We start from the raw sequence: 23,587 nt of genomic DNA, 5'->3' as shown, positions 1-23,587 counted from the left end.
GCGGACGCGACCGCACGGGCCCCGGTCCGCGTGGAGCAAGGACGGACGGGCACGCCCACCGGCACGCTCCGGCGTCTACGGCTCGGCCACGTCCGTGTGGATGGCGAGCTTGAACTCGGCGAGGGTGAGTGCCGTGGCCCGCCTGGTGTCCCTGGGCCCCCGCGCGGTCACCTTCAGCCCGAGCGGCATGCCCTGGTGCACGAACATCTGCCACAGGAAGGTGCGGTACTGCCCGCCCCGGGTGGAGACGCTGTCCGTCGTGCCCGTCGAGTCGTACTTCTCCTGCGTCAGGTTCAGCGGATCGCGTACGAAGCGGGCGCGGTACTCCACCGCTTTCGGATCCGCGTCCCAGAAGACCATCGCCGAGAGCACGCCCCAGCCGTCGTGGCTGGGCCAGATCAGCCCGGAGCGCGGATCGGGGAACGCCGACGCGGCGGCGCCGCCGTTCGCCGGATCGTGCATCTTCCAGGGGTCGTAGGACTCCCCGGTCCGCTCGTACGGGAAGCGCACCAGGTGGTAGCCGTCGGAGTCGTAGGTGATCCGCTGCCGGCCCGCGTGGGCCTTCTCCCACTTCAGCGAACATACGACGACGCTCATCGCCGCCCCTTTCCCTTTGCCGGAGGATGCCGTTCCGCCCCCTCGTGTGCATGACACGGTTACGGGGCGAGCGGTTGCGGCACAGGGCGAGAACACGACGGGGAGCCGGGGATGCACCGGTTCGCCCCGGGCGCGCCCGGGCGCCTGCCGGTGACGGGGGGCGGGACTGTACCAGCGCCAAATCCCCTCGCTCCACCGCTTTCCCCTGACGACAGTTGAGGGCGATGACACCGCCCTGAGCGAGCCAGGAACCGAGGGAGAGCCCCGATGTCGACGCTGCGCGTCACCGCCGAAGTGCTGACGATCCACGACCACCCGAACGCCGACGCGCTCGAACTGGCCCAGGTCGGGCTGTACCGGGCCGTCGTGGCGAAGGGCGTGTACCGCACCGGGGACACCGCGCTCTACATCCCCGAGCAGTCCGTGCTCCCGGCCGAACTGATCGAGGAGCTGGGGCTGACGGGACGGCTCGCGGGAAGCGGCGCGGACCGGGTGAAGGCGGTACGGCTGCGGGGCGAGCTGTCGCAGGGCATCGTCTGCCTTCCCCGCGCGCTCGCGGACGTGGACCTCACGGCCGCCGTGACGGACGGCACGGACTTCGCCGAGCGGCTCGGCATCGTCAAGTGGGTGCCGCCGATCCCGCCGACGATGAGCGGCGAGGTCGAGTCGGCGCCGGAGCTGCTGCCCTGGGTCGACATCGAGAACATCCAGCGCTACCCCGACATCTTCACGCCCGGCGAACGCGTCGTCCTGACGGAGAAGCTGCACGGCACGGCCTGCCTGGTGACCTACTTCGCCGAGGACGGCCGCGTACAGGTCTCCTCGAAGGGCTTCGGCGCCAAGTCCCTCGCGCTGAAGGAGGATCCGCGCAACCTGTACTGGCGCGCGGTCCACGGCCACGGGGTCGCCGCGGTCGCGGCCCGGCTCGCCGAGCGGCTGGGCGCCCGCCGGGTCGGGATCTTCGGCGAGGTCTACGGCGCCGGGGTGCAGGACCTGTCGTACGGCGCCGACGGCCGTCGCGACACGCTCGGGTACGCCGTGTTCGACGTCTGCGCCGACATCGACGGCCGGGTCCGCTGGCTGGACCCGGCCGAGCTGTCCGGACAGCTCGACGGCGAACTGCCGCTGGTACCACGGCTGTACGAGGGCCCGTACGCCATCGACCGGGTGCTGGAGGTGGCCACCGGCCGGGAGACGGTCTCCGGGAGCGGGCTGCATCTGCGCGAGGGTGTCGTGATCAGGCCGGCCACCGAGCGGTACAGCCCGGTGACCGGCGGGCGGGCCGTCGCCAAGGCGGTCAGTCCGGCGTATCTGACCCGCAAGGGCGGCACCGAGTACGAGTGAGGACCGCGGCGCCCGGGTCACGGGGCCCGGGCGCCGCGGCTCAGCGGCGGCTCCCGGGCTCCTGGCGCTGCGGCCCGGCCGGTCTCGGGGGCTCGACCAGCAGACGGGAGCCGCTCTGCCACTGGCCGAAGGCGTCGTCGGGGTTGGACAGCACACAGGTGGCCAGGGAGAGACAGCCGCAGCCGATGCAGTCGGTGAGGTGGTCGCGCAGCCGGTTGAGCTGCATGATCCGTTCGTCCAGTTCGGACCGCCACGCCTCGGAGAGACGGGCCCAGTCCTCGCGGGTCGGCGTCCGCTCCTCGGGCAGCTCGGCCAGCGCCTCCCGGATCGTCGCGAGCGGGATGCCGACGCGCTGCGCGGCCCGGACGAAGGCGACCCGGCGCAGGGCGTCCCGGCTGTAGCGGCGCTGGTTGCCGGCGGTGCGGCGGCTGCTGATCAGCCCCTTGGACTCGTAGAAGTGCAGCGCAGAGACGGCGGCACCGCTTCGGGCCGACAGCTGGCCGACGGTCAACTCGTGGATCTTCTCAGGGATCTGGGGCACCCCTCCGACCTTACCCACCCCCGAAAGGGTCAGGGTCCGTTGACAGGGACCCGGACGCCGACCATGCTAAGCAGTCGCTTAGAGATTTGGGATCAGGGAGGCCGGGACATGGCAGAGCCGAGGATCTTCACGTCCGCCGAGGAGCTGAAGGCGGCGGTGGGCGAGCAGCTGGGGCACAGCGACTGGCTGGAGGTGGACCAGAAGCGGATCGACCTCTTCGCCGAGGCCACCGGCGACCACCAGTGGATCCACGTGGACCCGGAGAAGGCGGCGGCCGGCCCCTTCGGCACGACCATCGCCCACGGCTATCTGACCCTGTCGCTGCTCCCGCTGCTGGTGCCGCAGGTCCTCCGGGTCGAGAACGTGAAGATGGGCGTCAACTACGGCACCAACAAGGTCCGTTTCCCGGCGCCGGTGCCGGTCGGTTCACGGCTGCGGGCCACGGCGATCCTCCAGGAGGTCACGGAGGCCGGCGGCGGCGTGCAGGTCACGGCCGCGGTCGTCGTGGAGCGCGAGGGCGGGGACAAGCCGGTCTGTGTCGCGGAGTCGGTGTCCCGGTACTACTTCTGAACCGAGCGGCGCCCCCACCGCACCGTCGCCGGGTGCCGTGCGGGCGCCGAACCCGGCGGGCTAGGCGGGTGCCACGGCCCGGCCGGTCTGCGGTGAGATCATCCCGGCGCACAGGCCCCGGCCCGCCAGGCCCCGCGCGATGCGCGGGATGGCGGCGAGGGTGTTCGCGGACCAGTCGTGCATGAGGATGACCTGGCCGTTGGTGAGCCGGGCGGCGGCCTGCACGATGGCGTCCGCGGACGCCCCGTTCCAGTCCTGCGAGTCGACGTTCCAGAGGATCTCGGTCAGCCCGTACCGGGCGGCCACCGACCGCACCGTGGCGTTGGTCTCGCCGTACGGCGGCCGGAACAGCTTCGGCGTGCCGCCGCCCGCCGCGGCGATCGCCTGCTGGGTCCGGGAGATCTCCGAGTCGATCTGCGCCTGGCCCAGCTGGGTCAGGTGCGGGTGGGTGTAGCTGTGGTTGGCCACCCACATGCCGGCGGCGGCCTGCGCCCGGACCTGGGCGGGGTTGCCGGCGGCGTTCTGGCCCTGGTTGAACATCGTGGCCCGCAGCCCGTTCTGCCGCAGCGAGTTGAGCAGGGCCGGCGTGTTCGCGGACGGACCGTCGTCGAAGGTGAGACCGACGTACCCGCCGCAGGCGGCGGGCCGGGCCGGGGCCGCCTCGGCGGCGGTGAGCACGAAGGGCACGGTGCTCGCGAGGGCGGTGGCGACGACGAGCGACCGCTTCCCCGCCCGCCGGAGCGAGCGCCTCCCCGCCCGCCGGAGCCGGCGGCCCCGTCCGCCGCTCACGGGGCCACCGTGATCGAGGAGTTGCCGCTGCTCCGGTATCCCTCGGTGGCCATGATCATGTAGTAACGGAAGGCGCCGAGGGGCATGCCCGCACGGCCCCAGGCGTCGAAGTGGTTGCCGGTGGTGATGGTCCCGCCCGTCCGGCGCGACTGACGGACGCTCCAGTACTGGTCGAAGGTGCGGACCCCTTCGACGGAGGGGGCGTTGTACCGCGTCGTCCGGTAGATGTCGTACGTGCCGCCGTCGCTGTTGACCGTGCCCCGGTAGGTTCCGGTGGGCCGGTAGTTGCCCCAGTTGTCGACGATGTAGTACTCGACGAGCGGGTTGGCCGTCCAGCCGTAGAGGGTCAGATAGGCGTTGCCGGACGGATTGAACGAGCCGGAGTAGCTCACGGTCCTGCGGGAGCCGTTGCTCCAGCCCTTGCCCGCGACGAAGTTCCCGGTGTTGCTCCAGGAGGTCCGGTAGGAGCCACCGGAGGCCAGGGTCATGGAGACCGTGCCGGGGGCGTCGGTCCAGAAGGAGTAGTAGAACCCGTTGTCGGTGCCGGTCCGGTTGCTGGTGATGACCGTGTCCGCGTGGGCGGTGCCGGGCAGGGCCACCGCGGTCGCGGCGGCCAGCGCGGTCGTGCACAGTCCGCCCAGGAAGAGCCGGCGGCTCGGGGGCGGGGTGGGAGTGGGTGCGGATGCGTCGTTCATGCGCGCGTCCTCCTCGGGCTGTCGGGGGTTCGCCCTGTCACCCCCGGAGTGTTGGCCTGCCCCTGTCAACTGTCAATGCTTTCGGCAATGATCCCGAAACATTCGCGGGCTGTACCAGCCATGATCCACCCCACGCGAGGAGCACCGATCGCTTTCGAGCCTCAGATCCTCGAATGTTTCGAAGGCTCTGCCGACTGAAGAACCCGGGGATGAGCAGGGGAAGCGAAGGCGGCGAGGAGCGCGAGGACAGCGGGGTGCCGGGCTACTTCGGCGCGGTCACCATGCGCAGGACGAGGTCCGCGTAGAGGGAACCGACCTCGTCGGGGGTGCGCGGACCGTTGACGTTGAACCAGCGGGCGACGTCGATGCAGAGGGAGAGGATGGCGACGGTGGTACCCCGGACGTCGGGGACGTCGAAGTCACCGGCGGCGACGCCGTCCTCGATGATGCCGCGCACGGCCGCGTCGTTCTGACGGCGCAGGGTGACGATCTCGGCGCGGGCGTCGGGGCCCAGGGCGTCCAGCTCGTACTGCACGACGCGGGCCACGGTGTGCTGCCCCGCGTGCCAGCGGACGAAGGAGCGGACGGCCTCGGCGAGGCGGTCGGCCGGGCTGCCCTCGCCCCCGGCCGCCGTGCGCAGCACGTCGAGGGCCTTCTCGTGCCCGATGCGGCTGATCCGGTGGAGCAGCTCTTCCTTCGTCTTGTAGTGGATGTACAGCGCGGCGGGGCTCATGCCCGCGCGGCCCGCGATGTCACGGGTCGTCGTCGCGTGGTAGCCCCGCTCGGCGAAGGCCTCCACGGCGGCCACCAGCAGCCGCCGGGCCGCGTCCGGGTTGACCTCGCCCCACGGCTGCGGCTCGCCGCCCGCCGTCTCCTCCGCCGTACTCATCGCTCGTGCGCCCCTTCCGATGGCTGGTCACCACCATACCGTCGAAGGTGAGCGGGCGCTTAGAAGGCCCGTTCAGGGCGGTTCCGTACGGGCCGCGCCCCGCGGGGACGGGGCACGTCAGAGCTTCTCGAAGGGGTCGTGCTCCGCGAGGAGCTTCTCCAGTCTGGCCTGGTCGACCCGGCTGACGATGCGCCCGGCCTCCTGGCGGTCACGGATCACCTTGGCCAGGGTGAAGGAGGAGGTGACGAGGTAGAGGACCGCGACGGCCAGGAAGGCGCGGACCCAGGTGTCCGCGTCGAGGTGGTAGATACCGACGGTGGTGGCCGTGATGGCGACGGCGAAGGACGCGACGGACTGGCCGTAGAAGGCGGCCGTGTTCTGCTGCTTGACCGGTGTCTCACTCATGGGGACATGGTCCGGCGGCTGTGGCCCCCGCCACATCCGTCGGGATACTCAGACGGCGGCCCCTCGTACTCAGACCGGAGCGGACCCGGGTCTGCTCAGACCGGAGCGGACCCGAGTCCGCTCAGCCCGGAACGCACCCGCATCAGAACGCCGAGACTCCCGTCAGCGCCCGCCCGATGAGCAGTCTCTGTATCTGGCTGGTGCCCTCGTAGAGGGTCATCACACGGGCGTCGCGCAGGAGCTTCCCGACCGGGTACTCGTCGATGTAGCCGTATCCGCCGAAGACCTGGAGGGCGTTGTTCGCCGCGCGGACGGCGGCCTCGGAGGCGAAGAGCTTGGCCTTGCTCGCCTCGGTCGCGAAGGGCTGCCCCCGGTCGACGAGGTCGGCGACACGCCAGGTCAGGAGCCGGGCGGCGTCGACGTCGACCGCGATGTCGGTGAGGAGTTCCTGGACCAGCTGGTGGTGGGCGATCGTCCTGCCGAACTGCTCGCGCTCCCCCGCGTACCGCACCGCCGCGTCCAGGGCGGCCTGGGCGATGCCGACACAACCCGCCGCGACCGACATCCGGCCCTTGGCGAGCGCGGACATGGCGACGGTGAAGCCCTTGCCCTCCGGGCCGAGCAGGGCGGAGGCGGGGACGCGGACCTCCTCCAGCACCAGTTCGGCGGTGGCCTGGCCGCGCAGACCGAGCTTGCCGTGGATGGGCCGGCGGGTCAGACCGGGGGTGTCGGTGGGGACCAGGAAGGCGGAGATCCCCTGATGGCCGGGGGCGTCGGTGGAGCGGGCGAAGAGGAGGACGACGTCGGCCCAGGTGCCGTTCGTGATGAACGTCTTGGTGCCGCTGATGACGAACTCGTCGCCGTCCCGGACCGCCCGGGTGGTGAGGTTGCCCGCGTCGGAGCCGGTGCCGGGTTCGGTGAGGCCGAAGCAGCCGACGTACTCCCCCGCCGTGAGCCCCGGCAGCCAGCGACGCCTCTGCTCCTCGTCGCCCCAGGCCGCGACGGTCTTCGCGACCAGGCCGAGGGAGACGGAGACGATCCCCCGCACGGAGGAGTCCCCCCGGCCCAGCTCCTCGGTGACCAGGCAGTACGCGAGATGGTCGCCGCCGGAGCCGCCGTACTCCTCGTCGACGGTCAGCCCCAGGAAGCCGACCTCGCCGAGCTTCTTCACGAGGGACCGGTCGACCTGCTCCGCCCGGTCCCAGGCGACGACGTTCGGGGCGATCTCGCGCTCCACGAAGTCCCGCGCGAGCCGGCGTACGGCGGTCTGCTCCTCGCTCAGCTCCAGGTTCACGGGACCCGCCTCTCGTTCGCCGACCATTAAATTACCACTGCTAGTTTTAGGTGCGCAGCCCCTACTATGTGCGCCATGGCCAGACCGCGCAAGCCCCTGCTGAGCACCGACCGCATCGTTCAGACGGCGCGGGCGCTGGTGGACGAGGAGGGGCTGGCGGCGGTCTCGACGCGGCGGCTGGCCGCCGAACTGGGCGTGAGCGGGCCCTCGCTCTACAACCACTTCCGCACCATGGACCAGATCCTGGAGGCCGTCGCCGACTCGGTGAGCGCACAGGTCGACCTGTCGATGTTCGAGGACGGACGGCCGTGGCGGACCGCGCTGCACGACTGGGCGGTCTCGTACCGGGCCGCGCTGCGCGACCATCCCCACATCGTGCCCGTCCTCGCGCGGGGTCCCGGGCGGCGGCCCGCCGGACTGAAGGTCGCCGACGTCGTGTTCGGGGCGATGGTCGAGGCGGGCTGGCCGGCGGCGCAGGCCACCTCCATCGGGGCGCTGATGCGGTACTTCGTCATGGGGTCCGCGGTCGGGTCGTTCGCCGGGGGCTTCGTGGACGACGAGAGCGCCTACGACCCGGCCGACTATCCCCATCTCGGGCAGGCACACCTGCTGGCCGAGCAGCAGGAGAAGATCGACGAGCGGGCGTTCGAGGTGGGCTTGCGGGCGTTGCTGGACGGGCTGGAGCAGCAGTACGAGGCGGTGACCGGGCGGCAGGACGCCTGAGCCGCGTCCGGCCGAGGCCCGCGTCGGAAAACCGCGAGCCCCGACCGGGCCCCCGCCCCTAGCCTCGACCCATGGCGAACACCTCCCGGCCCGCACCCACCCGCAAGGTCGAACTGCTCGCGGCGGGGGCGGCGGCCGTCACCGTCGTGCTGTGGGCCTCGGCCTTCGTGTCCATCCGCAGCGCCGGGGAGGCGTACTCCCCCGGCGCGCTGGCGCTCGGACGGCTGCTGGCCGGGGTGGTGGCGCTGGGGGCGATCTGGTGGTGGCGCGGGGAGGGGCTGCCGCCGCGGAGTGCGTGGCGGGGCATCGCCGTGTCCGGGGTGCTGTGGTTCGGGTTCTACATGGTCGCCCTGAACTGGGGCGAGCAGCGGGTCGACGCGGGGACGGCGGCGCTGGTCGTGAACATCGGGCCGATTCTCATCGCGCTGCTCGGCGCCCGGCTGCTGGGCGACCCGATGCCGCCCCGGCTGCTCGCCGGCATGGCGGTGTCGTTCGCGGGGGCGGTCGCCGTGGGCCTGTCGATGTCCGGCGAGGGCGGCGCCTCCGTCCTGGGTGTCGTCCTGTGCCTGCTCGCGGCCGTCGCCTACGCGGCCGGGGTCGTCGCGCAGAAGCCCGCGCTGGGCGCGGCGAGTCCCCTCCAGGTGACCACCTTCGGCTGTCTCGTGGGGGCCGTGGTGTGTCTGCCGTTCGCCGGGCAGCTGGTGCGCGAGGCCGCGGCGGCGCCCGTCGCGTCGACCCTGAACATGGTGTACCTGGGCGTGTTCCCGACCGCGCTGGCCTTCACGACCTGGGCGTACGCCCTGGCCCGTACGACGGCGAGCCGGATGGGCGCGACCACGTACGCCGTGCCCGCGCTGGTCGTGCTGATGTCGTGGCTGGCGCTGGGCGAGGTGCCGGGACCGCTCACCCTCGCCGGTGGCGCGCTGTGTCTGGCGGGGGTGGCGGTGTCGCGGTCCCGGGCGCGTACGCGGCGGGCGGCACCGGACGCCGGGGCCGCGGCCCCGGACGTCGTTCCGGAGCCGCGGCCGGGGCCGTCGGCGTGAGGCTAGGACCCCGCGTCCCGGCCCTCCCCTCGTGAATCCGCCCTCCCGGCGAGGATCTTGATCGACACGAGGGCGACGACCGAGAGCCCGATGATGTACGCGGAGACCGCCATGGACGTGCCGGTGGCCTCCAGGAGCAGGACCATCAGGAACGGGGCCAGGCCGCCGCCGAGGACCGCGGCGATCTGGTAGCCGAGGGACGCGCCCGTGTAGCGCATCTCCGGGGTGAACAGCTCGGCGAACAGGGCGGCCTGCGGGCCGTACATGATGCTGAGGAAGCAGCTGGCGACGAAGGTGCCGACGGCGAGCCACAGCAGCGAGCCGGTGTCGATGAGCAGGAACAGCGGGACGGCCCACAGGGCGATGCCGGCCGCCCCGAACGCGTAGATCCGGATCCGGCCGACCCGGTCGGACAGGGCCGCGGCGGCGGGGATCAGCACCAGCTGGGTGAGGCTGACGCAGAGCGACACCGCGAGGACCGCGCCGCGTTTCATGTCGAGTTCGCGGGTGGTGTAGTCGAGGACGCCGGTGATGAGGATGTAGAACGTCGCGGTGTTCACGGCGAAGGAGCCGCCGGCCAGGAAGACCGTGCCGAGATGACCGCGCAGGATCGTCCGGAGCGGGGAACTCTTCTCCCCCTTCTCCTGCTCCGCCAGCTTCCGTTCCGCCGCCCGGAACTCGGGGGTCTCCTCCACGTGACGGTGGATGTACCAGGCGAGGCCGAGGACGAACAGGCCGACCAGGAAGGGCACGCGCCAGCCCCAGGCGGTGAACGCCGAGTCGTCGGTGGTCGCGCCCACCACGAGGAACATCGTGTTGGCGCTCACCACACCGATGGGGACGCCGAGTTGGACGAAGCTGCCGTAGACCCCGCGTTTGCCCTCGGGGGCGTACTCGGTGGCCAGCAGCATCGCACCGCCCCACTGGGCGCCGACGGCGACGCCCTGGGCGACCCGCAGGAGGACGAGCAGGACCGGAGCGGCGATCCCGATCGTCTCGTACGTGGGGAGGAGGCCGATGGCCGTGGTGGCCAGGCCCATCAGGGTGAGGGCCAGCACCAGCATGGGCTTGCGGCCGCGTTTGTCACCGAGGTGACCGGCGACGATGCCGCCGAGGGGGCGGGCGAGGAAGCCGACGGCGAACGCGGCGAACGCGGCGAGCACGCCCGCGGAGGAGCTGCCGGCCGGGAAGTAGAGATCGCCCAGGACGAGGGCGGCGGCTATGCCGAAGACGAAGTAGTCGTACCACTCGACGGCCGAGGCGAGTGCCGCGGCGGTCGCGACCCTGCGATGACTCTGGGGGCGGGACGTGGTGGTGGGGGAGGAAACGGGAGCGGTGTCCATACGAGCACACTCCGGTGGGGACGGGGACGTTCCGGGGAACGTACTGACCGGACGGTATGGAGGTCAACGGTCGTGCGGGTATCAGTTCGGGGAGGGGTTTCTGCCTGCGGGTGAGTGGGGGTTGCCCGCGCGGCCCCCACCCGCCCGCAGCCGGATCAGAAGGTCACCAGGGCCCGGCCGCCCTTGCCCGCCCGCATGTTGTCGAAGGCCAGCGGGATGTCGTCCAGGGCGATGCGGTCGGTCACCAGGACGGACAGGTCCAGGCGGCCGGTCCTGATGTGCTCCGCGAGGACCGGGAGGTCCCGGGCCGGGTCGGAGTTGCCGTAGACGCAGCCGGAGAGGGTGCGGCCCCAGTGGAAGATCTCCAGCGCGTTGAAGGTGACCTGCTGGTCCTTGCCGCCGATGCCGACGACCGTGGTGCGGCCGCCGCGCCGGGTCGACTCCCAGGCGGTGCGGATGGTGACCGCGCGGCCGACGCACTCCACGGCGACGTCGACCCCCTGCTTGCCCGTCAGGCCACGGATCTCGCGGGCGGTGTCCTCGGAGGCGATCACGTAGTCCGTGGCTCCCGCGGCGCGGGCCAGCTCCTCCTTCGCCGGGGAGACGTCCACGGCGACGATCCGGGACGCGCCCGCGATCCGCGCGGCCTGCAGGGCGGCCAGTCCCACACCGCCCACCCCGAACACGGCGACGGTCTCGCCCTCGCGGACCCGTGCCGCGTGGTGGACGGCGCCGTATCCGGTGAGGACGGCACAGCCGAGCAGGGCCGCGTCGGTGAGCGGGACGCCGTCCGGGGCGGGCAGCACACACCCGGCGGCGACCACCGTCTCCTCCGCGAAGGCGGCCACGTTCAGACCGGGGTGCAGATCAGCGCCGTCGGAGGCCCGGCGGGCGTACACCTCTCCGGTGCCGAGCAGCGCGTTCGCGCACAGCCACACCTCGCCGAGCGAGCAGGCGTGGCATGTCCCGCAGGAGGGCGCCCAGTTGAGGACCACGCCGTCGCCGGGCGCGACATGGGTGACCCCGTCGCCGACCGCGAGGACCGTGCCCGCGCCCTCGTGGCCGAGCACGGCGGGCACCGGCACCCGCATGGTGCCGTCGGAGAGCGACAGGTCGGAGTGGCAGACCCCGGCGGCGGCGAGCCGCACCCGGACCCGGCCGGGCCCGGGGTCCGGCAGTTCGATCCCGGTGATCTCCAACGGGGCACCGACGGCGGGCAGTACGGCGGCTCGGACGGCCATGAGGGACGACTCTCCTACGTTCGCGGGGTGACGGTTCACGGGGGTGACGGTTCGCGCGGAACCGATCGGCTCAGAACCGATCGACTCAGAACCGATCAGGCCAGAACTGATCGGGTCAGAACTGGAGGGACTTGGTCTGCAGGTACTCCGCCAGGCCGTGGGCGCCGAGTTCGCGTCCCACGCCCGACTGCTTGTAACCGCCGAACGGGGCCAGCGGGTTGAAGCGCCCGCCGTTGATGTCGACCTGGCCGGTGTCCATCCGGCGGGCGAAGGCCACGGCCTCGCCGTCGTCACCGGCCCAGACCGCTCCGGCCAGCCCGTACACCGTGCCGTTGGCGATCCGAAGGGCCTCCTCCTCGTCCTCGTAGCGCAGGATCGACAGGACCGGGCCGAAGATCTCCTCCTGGGCGACGGTCATCTCCGGCGTCACGTCGGCGAGGACGGTGGGGCTGACGTACCAGCCGCGCTCGCGCGGGGACTCGGGGCCGCCCGCGACCAGCCGGGCGCCCTCGGCGACACCCTTCTCGATGTAGCCCCGCACCCGCTCCCGCTGCCTGGCGCTGACGAGCGGGCCGATGCGGTCGCCGTACTTCGCGGCGGCCTCCGCGGCCAGCCCGACGGCCTCGTCGTACTGCGAGGTGTGGACGAGCATGCGGGTCCAGGCGCTGCACGTCTGACCGGAGTTGGACATGACGTTGGCGACACCGGTGGCGACCGCCCGGCCCAGGTCCGCGCTCGGGAGGATGACGTTGGCGGACTTGCCGCCGAGCTCCAGCGCCACCTTCTTGACGGCGGCCCCGGCGGTCGCGGCGATGCTCCGGCCCACGGCCGTGGAGCCGGTGAAGGAGACCAGGTCGACGCCCTCGTGCTCGGCGAGTGCCTGCCCGGCGACCGGGCCCAGGCCGGTGACCAGGTTGAACACCCCGGCGGGTATGCCCGCCTCGTGGACGGCCTCGGCGAAGAGCTGCGCCACGAGCGGGGTGTCCTCGGCGGGCTTCAGCACGACCGTGCAGCCGGCGGCGAGGGCCGGGGCGACCTTGGCCACGATCTGGTGGAGGGGGTAGTTCCAGGGGGTGATCGCGCCGACGACGCCGATGGGCTCGTGGTGGACGGTCGAGTTGCCGATCCGCTCCTCGAAGACGTGCCCGGCGGCCAGTTCGGCGTACGAGCCGGCGACCGCGACCGGCAGGTCCGCGTGCACCCGCTGGGAGAACGTCAGCGGGGCGCCCAGCTCGGCCGTCACCGTCTCGGCGATCTCCTGCCGGCGCGCGGCGAGCACGTCGCGCAGTGCGCCGATGAGCGCGCCCCGTGCGGCGGGCGGGGTCGCCGCCCAGCCGGGCAGGGCGGCGCGCGCGGCGCGTACGGCGGCGTCGACGTCCTCGGCGGTGCCCGCCGGCACCCGGTCGATCACCTGCTCGTCGGCCGGGTTCACGACCTCGATCGTGCCGGTCCCGGCGGCGGGCCGCCAGGCGCCGTCGATGTACATACCGTCGTGTGCTTTCATCGCGCTGCCTTCCGAGCGGGCATGGTCGTCCGCCCCAAAAACTAGCCCTGATAGTTTTCCGGCACCAGAGCCTCGGGCCGTGAGGCAGGACTCAGAGATCGAGGAACCCGGGGGTGCCCTCGCGGTCGACGAACGCCGGGAACGGCTCCGCGGTGACGGCCGGAGCGCCGCCCGGGCGCTCGGTGCCGAAGAACAGCCGTGTCTGGATGTACGGTGTCCCGCGCGCCGGGGCGACCACGGGACCGGCGGGGGCGTCCTCGGCGAGGGCGGCGTACGCGGCCGGGGCGCCGACGGCCAGCAGACAGGCGGCGAGCCCGAGGGGGACGCGGGGACGGGTGGGGCTGGAGTGCTGGGTCATGCGTTCAGCTCTAGCGGTGCCGCCGGTTCCGGATCGGTCGGCCGCGCCGGTGCCGGGCCGTGTGTGCGCCCGTACGCCCCCGGGGTTCACCGGGGGCGTACGCGCGCATGTCCCGCGCCGCCGGGTTCACGGCCTGCGCGCGGGCTCCCGCGTCGCGGTGAGGTGGGCGAAGACGACGACGTTGCTCGCGTACCCCTTGCGCCGGTCGTAGGTGCCGCCGCAGGTGATCAGACGCAGCTCGGGCCGGCCGCGGTGCCCGTACACCTTCTTGTCGGGGAAGCGGCTCTTCTCGTACGTCCGCACGGCGTCCACGGTGTAGACGGCGGTGCGGCCGTCGGCCCGCAGGACCTCCACGATCCGGCCCGGCTTGATCATGTCCAGCGCGGCGAAGACGGCGGGACCGGTCCGGGTGTCCCGGTGGCCGACGACGACCGCCGTGCCGGGCCCGCCGGGGGCAGGCCCCTGCGTGTACCAGCCGACCAGCGTGGGCTTGTCGTCCGGCGGTGCGGGCAGCCGCCGCCGGCTGTCCAGCCGGAGCCCGGTCACCGGTGCCTCGATGCCGAGGTAGCGGATGGCCAGGGTCCTCGCCGGGGAGGGCGGCAGCGTACGGGGGCGGGCGGACCGCTTCGGCGTGGCCCGTCCGGTGCCGGGGAGGGGCCGTTCCCCCTCGGCGGGAGCCCGGCTCGCCCGCCCGGGCGGGGGCGTGCGCCCGCTCGGCCCGGTGTCCGGGCCGGGTGCCGTGGCCGGGGGCGCGTCGGACGGCGGGGTGCGTGCGGGCTCACCCGAGGGCGGGGGCGTGACGTACGGGGACGGCCGGCCGCCGGGCGCCCCCGCGGCGCGCGCCCCGGAGCCGGGCGGGGCGGAGGGGGCCTCCGCGGCCGTCGCCCGCTCCCGGTGCTCCGCCAGGTGGACGCCGCCCACCACCAGCGCCGCGGTCATCACGACCGTCCGTGCCAGGCGGTAGGCGCGCGTCCGGTACCAGGGCCTCGGCCGGCGTCTACGCGGCGCCATCGGCGCGGCGACGGCGCAGCCGCAGGTAGGCCACCCCGCCGGCCGCGGCGAGGCCCACGGCGGCCGCGCCCGCGACCGGCGCGAAGTCCTGGGTCAGGGCGAGCCCTCCGGCGCCCGCGGGGACGGCACCCTCGGGCACGGCGCCCGCCTCCACGACACGGTCCGGCCCGGGGCCTCCGGGCCGGCCGGCTCCGGGTCCGGTGAGCGGGCAGTCGACGTGGATGTCCCTGCGCCCCTCCTCCAGCGGCCCGGTCATCGTTCTCCAGGTCAGCACGTAGTTCCCGTTGGGGACCCGTGCGGCGTTCTCGGGCGCCACGGGTGTGCTGTGTCCGGTGCCGTCGGCCGCGAGGGCGATCTGGCCCGTGGCGACCGGGTCGGTGCGCTGTGCGGGAGGCTGCCGGTCGACGGTCCAGCTGATGCGCTGCGTCGGCCTGGGGTCCTCGGGGAAGTTGAAGGCGGAGAGATAGAAGTCGCAGACCAGCGGCTGGTTGCGCTGGTTGTCGAACGGGAAGCCCACCTTGTGGATCACGACGTCGGGGTCGCCCGGGGCGGCGACGGCGGCCGGTGCCGTGATCAGGCTGGCTCCCGTGACGGTGAGTGCCGCGAGGACGGTGGCGGCACTCGCGCGCACTCCGGCGGGGCGCGGGCGGGACGAGGTGGACATGCAGAACCTCCGAGTCAGACGATTTTCACACAAATCGTTCTTTCGCCTGACTCTCTGTCACATCCCACCGGGCACGGGAGGAGCCGCGCCCGACGCCCCGTCAGATGTCCCCCTTCCGGCCCAGGCGGGCGCCGCACCGGGCAGCCTTCCCGCCCCCTTTCCTCTTCCCCTCGCGGGTCCCGGCCTCCGGCGCACCGCTCCCCCGCCCCGGCTGGGCCGGTGAACGCAGGGCGATGCCCGCCGACACCAGCAGCAGCGCGCCGAGCATCACGAACGGCGCGGCCACACCGGCCACACCGGCGATCAGACCCGCGGCGGCGGGTGCCCCGGCCTGCCCGAGCCGGTTCCCCGTCAGCCGCAGCGCGAGGGCGGTGGAGCGGGCCTCGGCCGGCGCGGCCTGCACCACCGTCGTCATGGACAGCGGCTGTCCGACCCCGAGGCAGAACCCGAGCGCGGCGAGGATCAGGGCCAGTCCCCACACCGGCACCGGCAGCGCGATCCCGGCGCACAGCACGGCCCCGAGCACACAGGTGACGGTGAGCAGGGCGGTCCGGCCGAGCAGGCGCAGCATCGGCGTCATCACCAGACGGCAGGCGATGGTCGCCGCCGCCCGCAGGCTGAGCAGGACACCGATCACCGAGGGCGCGATGCCCCGGTGCTCGCCGACGACCGGCAGATACGCGGTGAGGATGTCGGTCGCCGACAGCACGGCCAGGCTGATGAAGATGCCGCCCGGCACGCCCCGGGTGCGCAGGATGCGGTGCACGGGCACCCGGTCCCCCCGCCCCGTTCGGGACGCGGGCTCGACCGGGCGCTCGATCCGCCACAGCGAGGTGAACGCGACCGCGGCCCCGGCGCCCGCGACCACCAGGGCCAGGGCACTCGTGCGGGCCATGTCCGGGCCGCCGATCAGGGCGCCCGCGGCGATCGGGCCGACCAGTTGGCCGAGGGACGCGCCGATGGTGAAGTGACCGAAGTTGCGGTCGTGTTCGTGCGGCGCGGACTGGCGGGCCACCAGCGACTGCGCGCCGATCACGAAGGAGAGGTGGCCGAGGCCCATCACCCCGCTCCACACGGCCATCGCCGGCAGCGAGTTCGCCAGGCCGCTCAGCACACAGCCGCCGGCGATGAGCACGACGCCGACCGGCAGCAGGGGCGCGCACCGGCCGTGGTCGGTCCGGCGGCCGAGCGGGACCGCGGCGAACAGCGGGAGCAGGGCATAGACCCCCGCGATCACACCGACGGCGCGCTCGTCGGCGCCCAGCGCGAGGGCCCGGTAGGAGACGGCGGGCCGGGCCATCGACACCGCCCCCTGCGCGAAGCCGAAGGCGATGACGAGACGGAGCAGCCAGCCGCGGTTCCTGCCGGGCCTCACGATGCGGTTCCTCCTGGGGGACGTGCCCTCCGGTGCGCGGCGCGTCCGCGCCGGACGGGGGCAGTCGGGCCGACGGGGTTCAGATGATGCCGAACAGCACACCGGAGCCGAGGATGATGAGCGAGGTCACCGCCGCCCACTTCACCACGAACCTCGTGTGGTCGCCGAACTCGACCTTCGCCATGCCGACGAGCACGTACACGGCCGGCACCAGCGGGCTGGACATGTGCAGCGGCTGGCCCACGAGGGAGGCGCGGGCGATCTCCAGCGGCGAGACGCCGTGGGCGGCACCCGCCTCGGCGAGGACCGGGAGGACACCGAAGTAGAAGCCGTCGTTGGACATGAAGTAGGTGAGCGGCAGGCTGAGGAAGCCGGTGACGAGCGCCATGTGCGGGCCCATGCCGCCGGGGATGCCGTCGACGATCCACTCGGCCATCGAGTCGACCATGCCGGTGCCCTGGAGGACGCCGGTGAAGACGGCGGCGGCGAAGACCATGCCGGAGACGTTCAGGACGTTGTCGGCGTGGGCGGCCAGCCGTTCCTTCTGGTCGGGGATGTGGGGGAAGTTGACCGTCAGGGCGAGCGCGGCGCCGAGCAGGAAGAGGACCGGGATCGGCAGCCACTCCATGATCATGGCGGTGAGCAGCGCGACCGTGAGCAGCGCGTTGAACCAGTACAGCTTGGGGCGCAGCGTCGGGCGGTTGGGGTCCAGGCCCTGGAGGCGGACGTCGTCCACGTCGTCGTCGGCCTCGTCGGCGTCGCTGCCGGAGCCCGCGCCGCCGGTGGTCTTCGCCGTACGGGCCCTGTCGTCACCGGAGCCGGATCCCTCGGCGGAGGCGCCGGCGCCGACGAGCACGGTCTCCTCGGAGCCGGAGGTCTCCTCGTCCTTGACGATCTTCTCCTGCTCCAGCACCTCGTCGAGGCTCAGCACACCGAGGCGCTTGCGCTCCCGCAGGCCCAGGAAGTAGGCCAGGACGAAGACGAAGAGCAGGCCCACGAGGAGCGCGGGGATCATCGGGACGAAGATGTCGGCGGCGTCCAGCTTGAGCGCGGTGGCCGCGCGGGCGGTCGGACCGCCCCAGGGCAGTGTGTTCATCACGCCGTTGGCGGTGGCGGCGACACCGGTCATCACGACCAGGCTCATCTTCAGACGCTTGTAGAGCGGGTACATCGCCGAGACGGTGATCATGAAGGTCGTCGAGCCGTCGCCGTCCAGGGAGACGATGGCGGCGAGCAGGGCCGTGCCGACGACGATGCGCAGCGGGTCGGCCTTGCAGAACTTCAGGATGCCCCGGACGATCGGGTCGAAGAGACCGACGTCGATCATCAGGCCGAAGTAGACGATGGCGAACATCAGCATCGCGGCGGTGGGCGCGAGGTTGCCCACCCCCTCGATGACGTAGTCGCCGAGATGGGCTCCCTTTCCGACGAACACGCAGAAGAGCGCGGGGATCAGTACGAGTGCCGCGATCGGCGACATCTTCTTCATCATGATCAGGACCAGGAAGGTCGCGATCATGGCGAAGCCGAGGATGGTCAGCATGTGGATACCTAACGTTCGCCCTTGAACTCCCACCAGGGCACCGGCGGTGCGTCGACGTTAGGGCGGCTCCACAAGTCTTAACAAGGAGTTGACATGCGAGCAATAAGAGCAGAACTCCTGGTCACAGCGTTGCGCCTGCTCGGGCGGTGACAGGGGCCAGCTCCACGGGGACCCCGTTGAGGACCGCGTTGCCCGACAGGGGGTCCAGCAGTGACCCGTCGAGGAGCTGGTTCACGTTCACACCGGGGTCGATCGCGGCGTGCCGCATCCGGGTGCCCGGACGGTCGTGTCCCCAGCCGTGCGGCAGGCTCACGACTCCGCGCCGTACGACGTCGGTGACCTCGACGGGTGCGGTGACCTCTCCCCCGGCGCCCTTGATCCGTACGGGGTCGCCGTCGGCGAGCCCGAGGCGGCCGGCGTCGTCCGGGTGGATGTGCAGGGTGCAGCGGTTGGTGCCGCCGGTGAGGGCGGGGATGTTGTGCAGCCAGCTGTTGTTGGAGCGAAGGTGCCGCCGGCCGATGAGGACCAGGCCGTCGGGGCGCTCGCGCAGGGCCGTGCGGAGCCTCGGCAGATCGTCGACGATCGGCGCGGGCAGCAGTTCGATACGGCCGCTGACCGTCTTCAGCGGCTGCGGCAGGCGCGGCCGCAGCGGGCCGAGGTCGATGCCGTGCGGGTGGGCGAGGAGCCTGTCCAGCGTCAGCCCGTCCGGCTCCGCGCCGAAGCCGTCGCCGTACGGGCCGAGGCGCAGCATCATGTCGAGGCGGCGCTCGGGGCCGCTGTCGCCGGTGAGCAGGCCGGCGAGTTCCTTCGGGTCGCGGCCGTGGACGGGTGAGTGGGCCTCCTTGACGACCTTGCCCAGGGTCTGGCCGATGACCAGGTCGTCCACGGCGGAGGGGTCGGCGCCGTGCAGGCCGGTGGCGGCGAGGACGAGACGGGCGAGGATCTCCGTCTCGGCCATGCGGCCGTCCTCCAGGGGGACGGCAGCGCGGTTGTAGCGGACCTGGTTGCGCACGGCGAAGGAGTTGAAGGCGAAGTCGTAGTGCGGGGCCTGCGAGGGCGGGGGCGGCGGCAGGACGACGTCGGCGTGGCGGGCGGTCTCGCCGAGGTAGGGGTCGACGCTGACCATGAAGTCCAGGGAGTCGAGCGCCTTGTCGAGGCGGTCGCCGTCGGGTGCCGAGAGCACGGGGTTGGCCGCGATCGTGATCAGGGCGCGGACCGGGCTGCCCTCGGGGGTGGCGGTGTCGATCTCCTCGGCGAGCGCGGACAGCGGCAGTTCGCCCTTCGCCTCCGGGTGGCCGCCGACCCGGCTGCGCCAGCGGCCCAGCGCGAAGCCGCGGCCGGGTCCGGCGGGCCGGGCCGGCTTGTCGGTCGCGGACCGCGGGAAGAGGGCGCCGCCGGGCCGGTCGAGGTTGCCGGTGAGGATGTTGAGCACGTCCACGAGCCAGCTGGCGAGGGTGCCGTGCGGGACGGTGCAGCTGCCGATGCGGCCGTATACGGCGGCGGTGGGCGCGGCGGCCAGTTCGCGGGCGAGCGCGCGGATGGTCCCGGCGTCGACGTCACACGCCTCCGCGACGGCCTCGGGCGTGAACTCCCCTACGGCGGCGGCCAGTTCCTCGGTTCCCTGCACCAGCGGGGCGAGGTCGCCGAGGTCGACGAGGCCCTCCTCGAAGAGGACCTGCGCCATCGCCGCGAGCAGCAGCGCGTCCGTGCCGGGGCGGATCGCCACGTGCCGGTCGGCGAGCTTGGCCGTACGGGTCGTGCGCGGGTCGACGACGGTGAGGGTGCCGCCGCGTGCCCTGAGGGCCTTGAGCTTGCCGGGGAAGTCGGGGGCGGTGCACAGACTGCCGTTGGACTCCAGGGGGTTGGCGCCGAGGAGGAGCAGGTGGTCGGTGCGGTCGAGGTCGGGCACGGGGATGGCGTTGGCGTCGCCGTAGAGCAGTCCGCTGGAGACGTGCTTGGGCATCTGGTCGACGGTGGAGGCGCTGAACAGGCTGCGGGTGCCGAGGCCGGCGATGAGGGCGGGCGGGTAGAGGGCGCCGGCCATCGTATGGACGTTCGGGTTGCCGAGGACGATACCGACGGCGTCGGGGCCGTGGGCCTCGACGACGGGCCGGAGTCCGGCCGCGACGGCGTCGAACGCCTCCTGCCAGGTGGCCTCCCGCAGTTCGCCGTCCACGCGGACCAGCGGGGTGCGCAGCCGGTCGGGGTCCGCGTCGGCCGCCCCGAACGAGGCGCCCTTCGGGCAGATGAACCCCTTGCTGAACACGTCGTCCCGGTCACCGCGGGCCTTGGTCACCCGGGTGCCCTCGACGGTGAGGACGAGGCCGCAGGTCGCCTCGCAGAGCGGGCAGACGCGCAGGGCGGTGCGGGAGTCGGCGGTGGTGGACACGGGTCCTCCCGAAGGGGCGGCGGCGACGGTGACGCTCGGACAGGCGCGACGGGCGGTGAGGCCCGCGGCACCGAGGCCGAGCATACCGACCGGTATGCACCGAGGGGAGGGGGCCCGGGGTCTCGCCGGGAATCCGCGAGACCGCCGGCCCGGGGGCGGGGCCCTGCGGGCCGTCGGCCGGGCGGCCGTCCGGCGTGCGCAGGCGCACGCCGGCGGCTGGAGCGGCCCGCGCGCGGGGCCGGTCAGTCCAGCACGCGCGCGAGATACGCCCGCAGCAGTTCCCGCATCTCCTCGATGATCCGCGGATCGCCCTCCGGGGCCACCCGGAAGGCCAGGTGGACGAGGGTGTCGGCGGTCTCGACGGCGATGAGGAACGTGCGGCGGAGGTCGTCGTCGGGGGTGCGGTCGATGAAGGCGGAGAGCAGGTCGGACAGCCGGTCGGCGACGAGGTGGTTGGGCTGCTGCCGGCTGCCGCCGACCGGGATCTGGTTGCCGAAGTCGATGAGGGCGAAGCCGGGGGCGTTGCGCTTCATGTCGAGGTACTCGTCGAGGACGGCGTCCATCGCGGTGCGCCAGTCCCGGCCGCCCGTCTCCCGGAGGCGGTGGGTGACCCGGTCGGTGAAGCGGTCCAGGTTGCGTTCGGCGAGCGCGTCGGCCATCGCGCGCTTGTTGCCGAAGAAGCGGTAGACGGAGCCGATGGGCACACCCGCGCGCAGGGCCACGGCACGGGTGCTCAACGCGTCGTAGCCCACCTCGTCGAGGAGGTCGGCACAGGCGTCGAGGATCCTGGTCAGTCGTTCGGCACTGCGCCGCTGCACGGGTGCGCGGCGCAGGGAGGTCGCCTGGGACACGGGCTTCATGATGCCTTTCCGCCGAGGTCCGATGAACTGTCCGAATATCAGTACGGCCGGTACCACCGCTCCCGCTCAGCCGTGGCGCACGACCGGCCTCGGACGTCCGCGCGTCCGTGGCCTGCCGGGAGACTAGAGCACCGCACTGACAGGACGGATCCCCCGGCGATCCGGTTCTCTCCCCGCACCCGATACATCCGGTGCACCCGGCCGCACCCCGGGACGCCCCCTTGCGCCCGCCCCGACGGAATCCTACGGTGAAGCATAGGAATCGAGAACGGTGAGGGAGCGGGCATGAGCGGGGACGCGAGGAAGACGGCCGAGGGGCTGGAGTACCTCACCGGATTCGGCAACGAGCACGCCTCGGAGGCGGTCCCCGGCGCCCTGCCGCACGGCCGCAACTCCCCCCAGCGCGCCCCGCTCGGGCTCTACGCCGAGCAGCTCAGCGGCACCGCGTTCACCGAGCCGCGGGCCCACAACCGCCGCTCCTGGCTCTACCGCATCCGCCCCTCGGCCGCCCACCCCGCCTTCACCCGCGCGGACAACGGCGCCCTGCGCACGGCCCCCTTCACCGAGACCGTCCCCGACCCCAACCGGCTGCGCTGGAACCCCCTCCCGGAGCCCCCGGCCGGCACGGACTTCCTCGCCGGCCTGTGGACCCTCGGCGGCAACGGCGACGCGGCCCAGCGCTCCGGCATGGCCGTGCACCTGTACCACGCCACCTCCTCGATGGAGCGGGTCTTCAGCGACGCCGACGGCGAGCTGCTGATCGTCCCGGAACACGGCGGCCTCCTCCTGCGCACCGAGTTCGGTCTGCTGCACGCCGAGCCCGGCGAGATCGCCCTGATCCCACGGGGCGTCCGCTTCCGCGTCGAACTCCTCGACGCCACCGCCCGCGGCTACGTCTGCGAGAACCACGGCGCCGCCTTCCGCCTCCCCGACCTCGGCCCGATCGGCGCCAACGGCCTGGCGAACGCCCGCGACTTCCGGGCGCCGGTGGCCGCGTACGAGGACACCGAGGGTCCGGTGGAGGTGGTGAACAAGTACTGCGGCAACCTCTGGACGGCCACCTACGACCACTCCCCCCTCGACGTGGTCGCCTGGCACGGCAACTACACGCCGTACGTCTACGACCTGCGCCGTTTCAACGTCATCGGGACGATCTCCTACGACCACCCGGACCCGTCGATCTTCACGGTGCTGACGTCGCCGAGCGACACCCCCGGGCTGGCCGGGGTGGACTTCGTCGTGTTCGCGCCGCGCTGGCTGGTCGGCGAGGACACGTTCCGTCCGCCGTACTTCCACCGGAACGTGATGAGCGAGTACATGGGCCTGATCGAGGGCGCGTACGACGCGAAGACGGCCGGGGAAGGGGGTTTCGTGCCCGGGGGCGGCTCGCTGCACAGCATGATGTCGGCGCACGGACCGGACCGGGAGACCTTCGACCGGGCGAGCGCGGCGGCGCTGGAGCCGCAGCGGGTCGACGACGGCCTCGCCTTCATGTTCGAGACGCGCTGGCCGATCCTGCTGACCGGGCAGGCGGCCCGCGCGGAGCACCTGCAGCAGGGGTACGACGACGTGTGGTCCGGGCTCCAGCGCCACTTCGGCCCGTTGCACTGAACGTGTCGCGCCGGGTACGGATAGCGTCGTGACCTCATTCGCTCCGGACTCGATCGTCCTGAACCGCAAACTGCCGCTCTGGTATCAGGTGTCGCAGTCCCTGCGTGCCTCGATACTCGGCCGGTCGCCCCGGGACCCCCTGCGGCTGCCCACCGAGGAGCAGCTGGCCGGGCACTACGGGGTGAGCGTGCTGACCATGCGGCAGGCGCTGAAGGAGCTGGAGGACGAGGGGCTGATCACCCGGCACCGCCGGCGCGGTACGTTCATCGAGCCGAGCGCCCGGCGGGGCTCGCCGGTGCGCCTGCTCGGTTCGGTGGACGCGATCGTGGCCCAGCAGTCGGGCATGACGACCGAGCTGCTGGACCACGGCAGCACCCCTCTGTCGGGTGAACTCGCCGAGTACTTTCCGGACTTGACCGAGGTCGCCACGTACCACCGGCTGCGCGGCGACGAGAAGACCGGTGAGCCCACCAACCACGCCCGCAACTACGTCCGCCCCGAACTGGCCGCCCGTATCGACCGCGACGACCTGCTCCGCTGGCCGATGACGAAGGTCCTGCGCGATGCCGTGGGCGTGGCCATCGGCCGGATCACCGACACCGTCGAGGCGCGCATCGCCGACCCGGAGACGGCCCGCCTCCTCCAGGTCCCGCTGCTCAGCCCGATCCTCCACTACACGGGTGTCACCTACGACGAATCCGGCCGCGTCCTCGACGTGGCGGTCATCCACTACCGCGGCGACCGCTTCTCGTTCACGGTCACCCTCGACGCCCACTGACCCGGAGGACCAGGTCGTAC

23 protein-coding genes are annotated in these 23,587 nt (G+C 72.7%); 6 read left to right on the top strand and 17 right to left on the bottom strand.

What is annotated here, in order from left to right; genetic code table 11:
- Window positions 1-75: 75 nt before the first annotated feature.
- Window positions 76-597, bottom strand: coding sequence for a hypothetical protein (locus PYR72_RS37970; RefSeq protein WP_275459503.1), 522 nt, complete (start codon window positions 595-597; stop codon window positions 76-78).
- Window positions 598-864: 267 nt separating this feature from the next.
- Here PYR72_RS37970 and PYR72_RS37965 point away from each other — a divergent pair, with 267 nt between their 5' ends.
- Window positions 865-1,941 (top strand): RNA ligase (ATP), encoded by a 1,077-nt coding sequence (locus PYR72_RS37965; protein ID WP_275459502.1) that lies wholly within the window; start codon window positions 865-867, stop codon window positions 1,939-1,941.
- Window positions 1,942-1,981: 40 nt separating this feature from the next.
- On the opposite strand, the gene soxR is transcribed toward PYR72_RS37965, so the two are convergent.
- Window positions 1,982-2,482 carry a redox-sensitive transcriptional activator SoxR gene (gene soxR, locus PYR72_RS37960; protein WP_275459501.1) on the bottom strand — a complete coding sequence of 167 codons (501 nt, stop codon included), beginning with the start codon at window positions 2,480-2,482 and terminating at the stop codon, window positions 1,982-1,984.
- 108 nt (window positions 2,483-2,590) lie between these two features.
- Between soxR and PYR72_RS37955 the strand changes: the two genes are divergently transcribed.
- Entirely contained in the window at window positions 2,591-3,052 is a 462-nt protein-coding gene (locus tag PYR72_RS37955; RefSeq protein WP_275459500.1) for a MaoC family dehydratase, read from the top strand.
- Window positions 3,053-3,112: 60 nt separating this feature from the next.
- Here the strand turns inward: PYR72_RS37955 and PYR72_RS37950 are convergent, their stop codons facing one another.
- The 5 genes from PYR72_RS37950 to PYR72_RS37930 all read right to left on the bottom strand — a co-directional run bounded on the left by PYR72_RS37950 (window position 3,113) and on the right by PYR72_RS37930 (window position 7,124).
- Window positions 3,113-3,841, bottom strand: a complete 729-nt coding sequence (locus tag PYR72_RS37950) for a polysaccharide deacetylase family protein (protein ID WP_275459499.1) — start codon at window positions 3,839-3,841, stop codon at window positions 3,113-3,115.
- On the bottom strand, window positions 3,838-4,536 hold the full coding sequence (locus tag PYR72_RS37945) for a glycoside hydrolase family 11 protein (protein ID WP_275459498.1): 699 nt from the start codon (window positions 4,534-4,536) through the stop codon (window positions 3,838-3,840). Before PYR72_RS37945 ends, PYR72_RS37950 begins: the two co-directional genes overlap by 4 nt.
- A 262-nt stretch (window positions 4,537-4,798) precedes the next feature.
- Complete coding sequence (locus PYR72_RS37940; protein WP_275459497.1) at window positions 4,799-5,425, bottom strand: TetR/AcrR family transcriptional regulator; 627 nt, start codon at window positions 5,423-5,425, stop codon at window positions 4,799-4,801.
- 117 nt (window positions 5,426-5,542) lie between these two features.
- On the bottom strand, window positions 5,543-5,830 hold the full coding sequence (locus PYR72_RS37935; protein WP_013004801.1) for a YiaA/YiaB family inner membrane protein: 288 nt from the start codon (window positions 5,828-5,830) through the stop codon (window positions 5,543-5,545).
- A 142-nt stretch (window positions 5,831-5,972) separates the two neighbouring features.
- A complete protein-coding gene (locus tag PYR72_RS37930) occupies window positions 5,973-7,124 on the bottom strand; it encodes an acyl-CoA dehydrogenase family protein (RefSeq protein ID WP_275459496.1) in 1,152 nt (383 codons plus the stop codon).
- A gap of 75 nt (window positions 7,125-7,199) precedes the next feature.
- On the opposite strand from PYR72_RS37930, the gene PYR72_RS37925 reads away from it, so the two are divergent.
- Together PYR72_RS37925 and PYR72_RS37920 are read left to right on the top strand one after the other, a co-directional pair.
- The gene (locus PYR72_RS37925; RefSeq protein WP_275459495.1) at window positions 7,200-7,847 is read left to right on the top strand and encodes a TetR/AcrR family transcriptional regulator; all 648 of its coding nucleotides are present in this window, start codon (window positions 7,200-7,202) and stop codon (window positions 7,845-7,847) included.
- Between the two features lie 71 nt (window positions 7,848-7,918).
- Window positions 7,919-8,890, top strand: coding sequence for a DMT family transporter (locus PYR72_RS37920; protein WP_275459494.1), 972 nt, complete (start codon window positions 7,919-7,921; stop codon window positions 8,888-8,890).
- 2 nt (window positions 8,891-8,892) lie between these two features.
- Here the strand turns inward: PYR72_RS37920 and PYR72_RS37915 are convergent, their stop codons facing one another.
- The 10 genes from PYR72_RS37915 to PYR72_RS37870 all read right to left on the bottom strand — a co-directional run bounded on the left by PYR72_RS37915 (window position 8,893) and on the right by PYR72_RS37870 (window position 21,178).
- Window positions 8,893-10,233: an MFS transporter gene (locus tag PYR72_RS37915; RefSeq protein ID WP_275459493.1), complete on the bottom strand. Its 1,341-nt coding sequence runs from the start codon at window positions 10,231-10,233 to the stop codon at window positions 8,893-8,895.
- Window positions 10,234-10,388: 155 nt separating this feature from the next.
- Window positions 10,389-11,474: a Zn-dependent alcohol dehydrogenase gene (locus PYR72_RS37910; RefSeq protein ID WP_275459492.1), complete on the bottom strand. Its 1,086-nt coding sequence runs from the start codon at window positions 11,472-11,474 to the stop codon at window positions 10,389-10,391.
- 115 nt (window positions 11,475-11,589) lie between these two features.
- Window positions 11,590-12,978 carry an aldehyde dehydrogenase family protein gene (locus PYR72_RS37905; protein WP_275459491.1) on the bottom strand — a complete coding sequence of 463 codons (1,389 nt, stop codon included), beginning with the start codon at window positions 12,976-12,978 and terminating at the stop codon, window positions 11,590-11,592.
- Between the two features lie 91 nt (window positions 12,979-13,069).
- Complete coding sequence (locus PYR72_RS37900; protein ID WP_343245552.1) at window positions 13,070-13,336, bottom strand: hypothetical protein; 267 nt, start codon at window positions 13,334-13,336, stop codon at window positions 13,070-13,072.
- A gap of 126 nt (window positions 13,337-13,462) precedes the next feature.
- Complete coding sequence (locus PYR72_RS37895) at window positions 13,463-14,275, bottom strand: class F sortase (protein ID WP_275459490.1); 813 nt, start codon at window positions 14,273-14,275, stop codon at window positions 13,463-13,465.
- A 58-nt stretch (window positions 14,276-14,333) separates the two neighbouring features.
- Window positions 14,334-15,011 carry a hypothetical protein gene (locus tag PYR72_RS37890; protein WP_275459489.1) on the bottom strand — a complete coding sequence of 226 codons (678 nt, stop codon included), beginning with the start codon at window positions 15,009-15,011 and terminating at the stop codon, window positions 14,334-14,336.
- A gap of 100 nt (window positions 15,012-15,111) precedes the next feature.
- On the bottom strand, window positions 15,112-16,386 hold the full coding sequence (locus PYR72_RS37885; RefSeq protein WP_275459488.1) for an MFS transporter: 1,275 nt from the start codon (window positions 16,384-16,386) through the stop codon (window positions 15,112-15,114).
- 79 nt (window positions 16,387-16,465) lie between these two features.
- Window positions 16,466-17,929, bottom strand: coding sequence for a citrate:proton symporter (locus PYR72_RS37880; protein WP_275459487.1), 1,464 nt, complete (start codon window positions 17,927-17,929; stop codon window positions 16,466-16,468).
- A 121-nt stretch (window positions 17,930-18,050) separates the two neighbouring features.
- On the bottom strand, window positions 18,051-20,318 hold the full coding sequence (locus tag PYR72_RS37875; RefSeq protein ID WP_275459486.1) for a molybdopterin oxidoreductase family protein: 2,268 nt from the start codon (window positions 20,316-20,318) through the stop codon (window positions 18,051-18,053).
- A gap of 242 nt (window positions 20,319-20,560) precedes the next feature.
- Entirely contained in the window at window positions 20,561-21,178 is a 618-nt protein-coding gene (locus tag PYR72_RS37870; RefSeq protein ID WP_275459485.1) for a TetR/AcrR family transcriptional regulator, read from the bottom strand.
- Between the two features lie 285 nt (window positions 21,179-21,463).
- On the opposite strand from PYR72_RS37870, the gene hmgA reads away from it, so the two are divergent.
- Together hmgA and PYR72_RS37860 are read left to right on the top strand one after the other, a co-directional pair.
- Complete coding sequence (gene hmgA / locus PYR72_RS37865) at window positions 21,464-22,789, top strand: homogentisate 1,2-dioxygenase (protein ID WP_275459484.1); 1,326 nt, start codon at window positions 21,464-21,466, stop codon at window positions 22,787-22,789.
- 28 nt (window positions 22,790-22,817) lie between these two features.
- Window positions 22,818-23,567, top strand: coding sequence for a GntR family transcriptional regulator (locus PYR72_RS37860; RefSeq protein WP_275459483.1), 750 nt, complete (start codon window positions 22,818-22,820; stop codon window positions 23,565-23,567).
- Window positions 23,568-23,587: the final 20 nt, after the last annotated feature.

The organism is Streptomyces sp. VNUA24 (assembly GCF_029167005.1).
In the GTDB taxonomy this organism is placed as follows: Bacteria; Actinomycetota; Actinomycetes; order Streptomycetales; family Streptomycetaceae; genus Streptomyces; species Streptomyces scabiei.
Note: the sequence above shows the minus strand (reverse complement) of the source record. Positions and strands in the feature narration are given on the sequence as shown.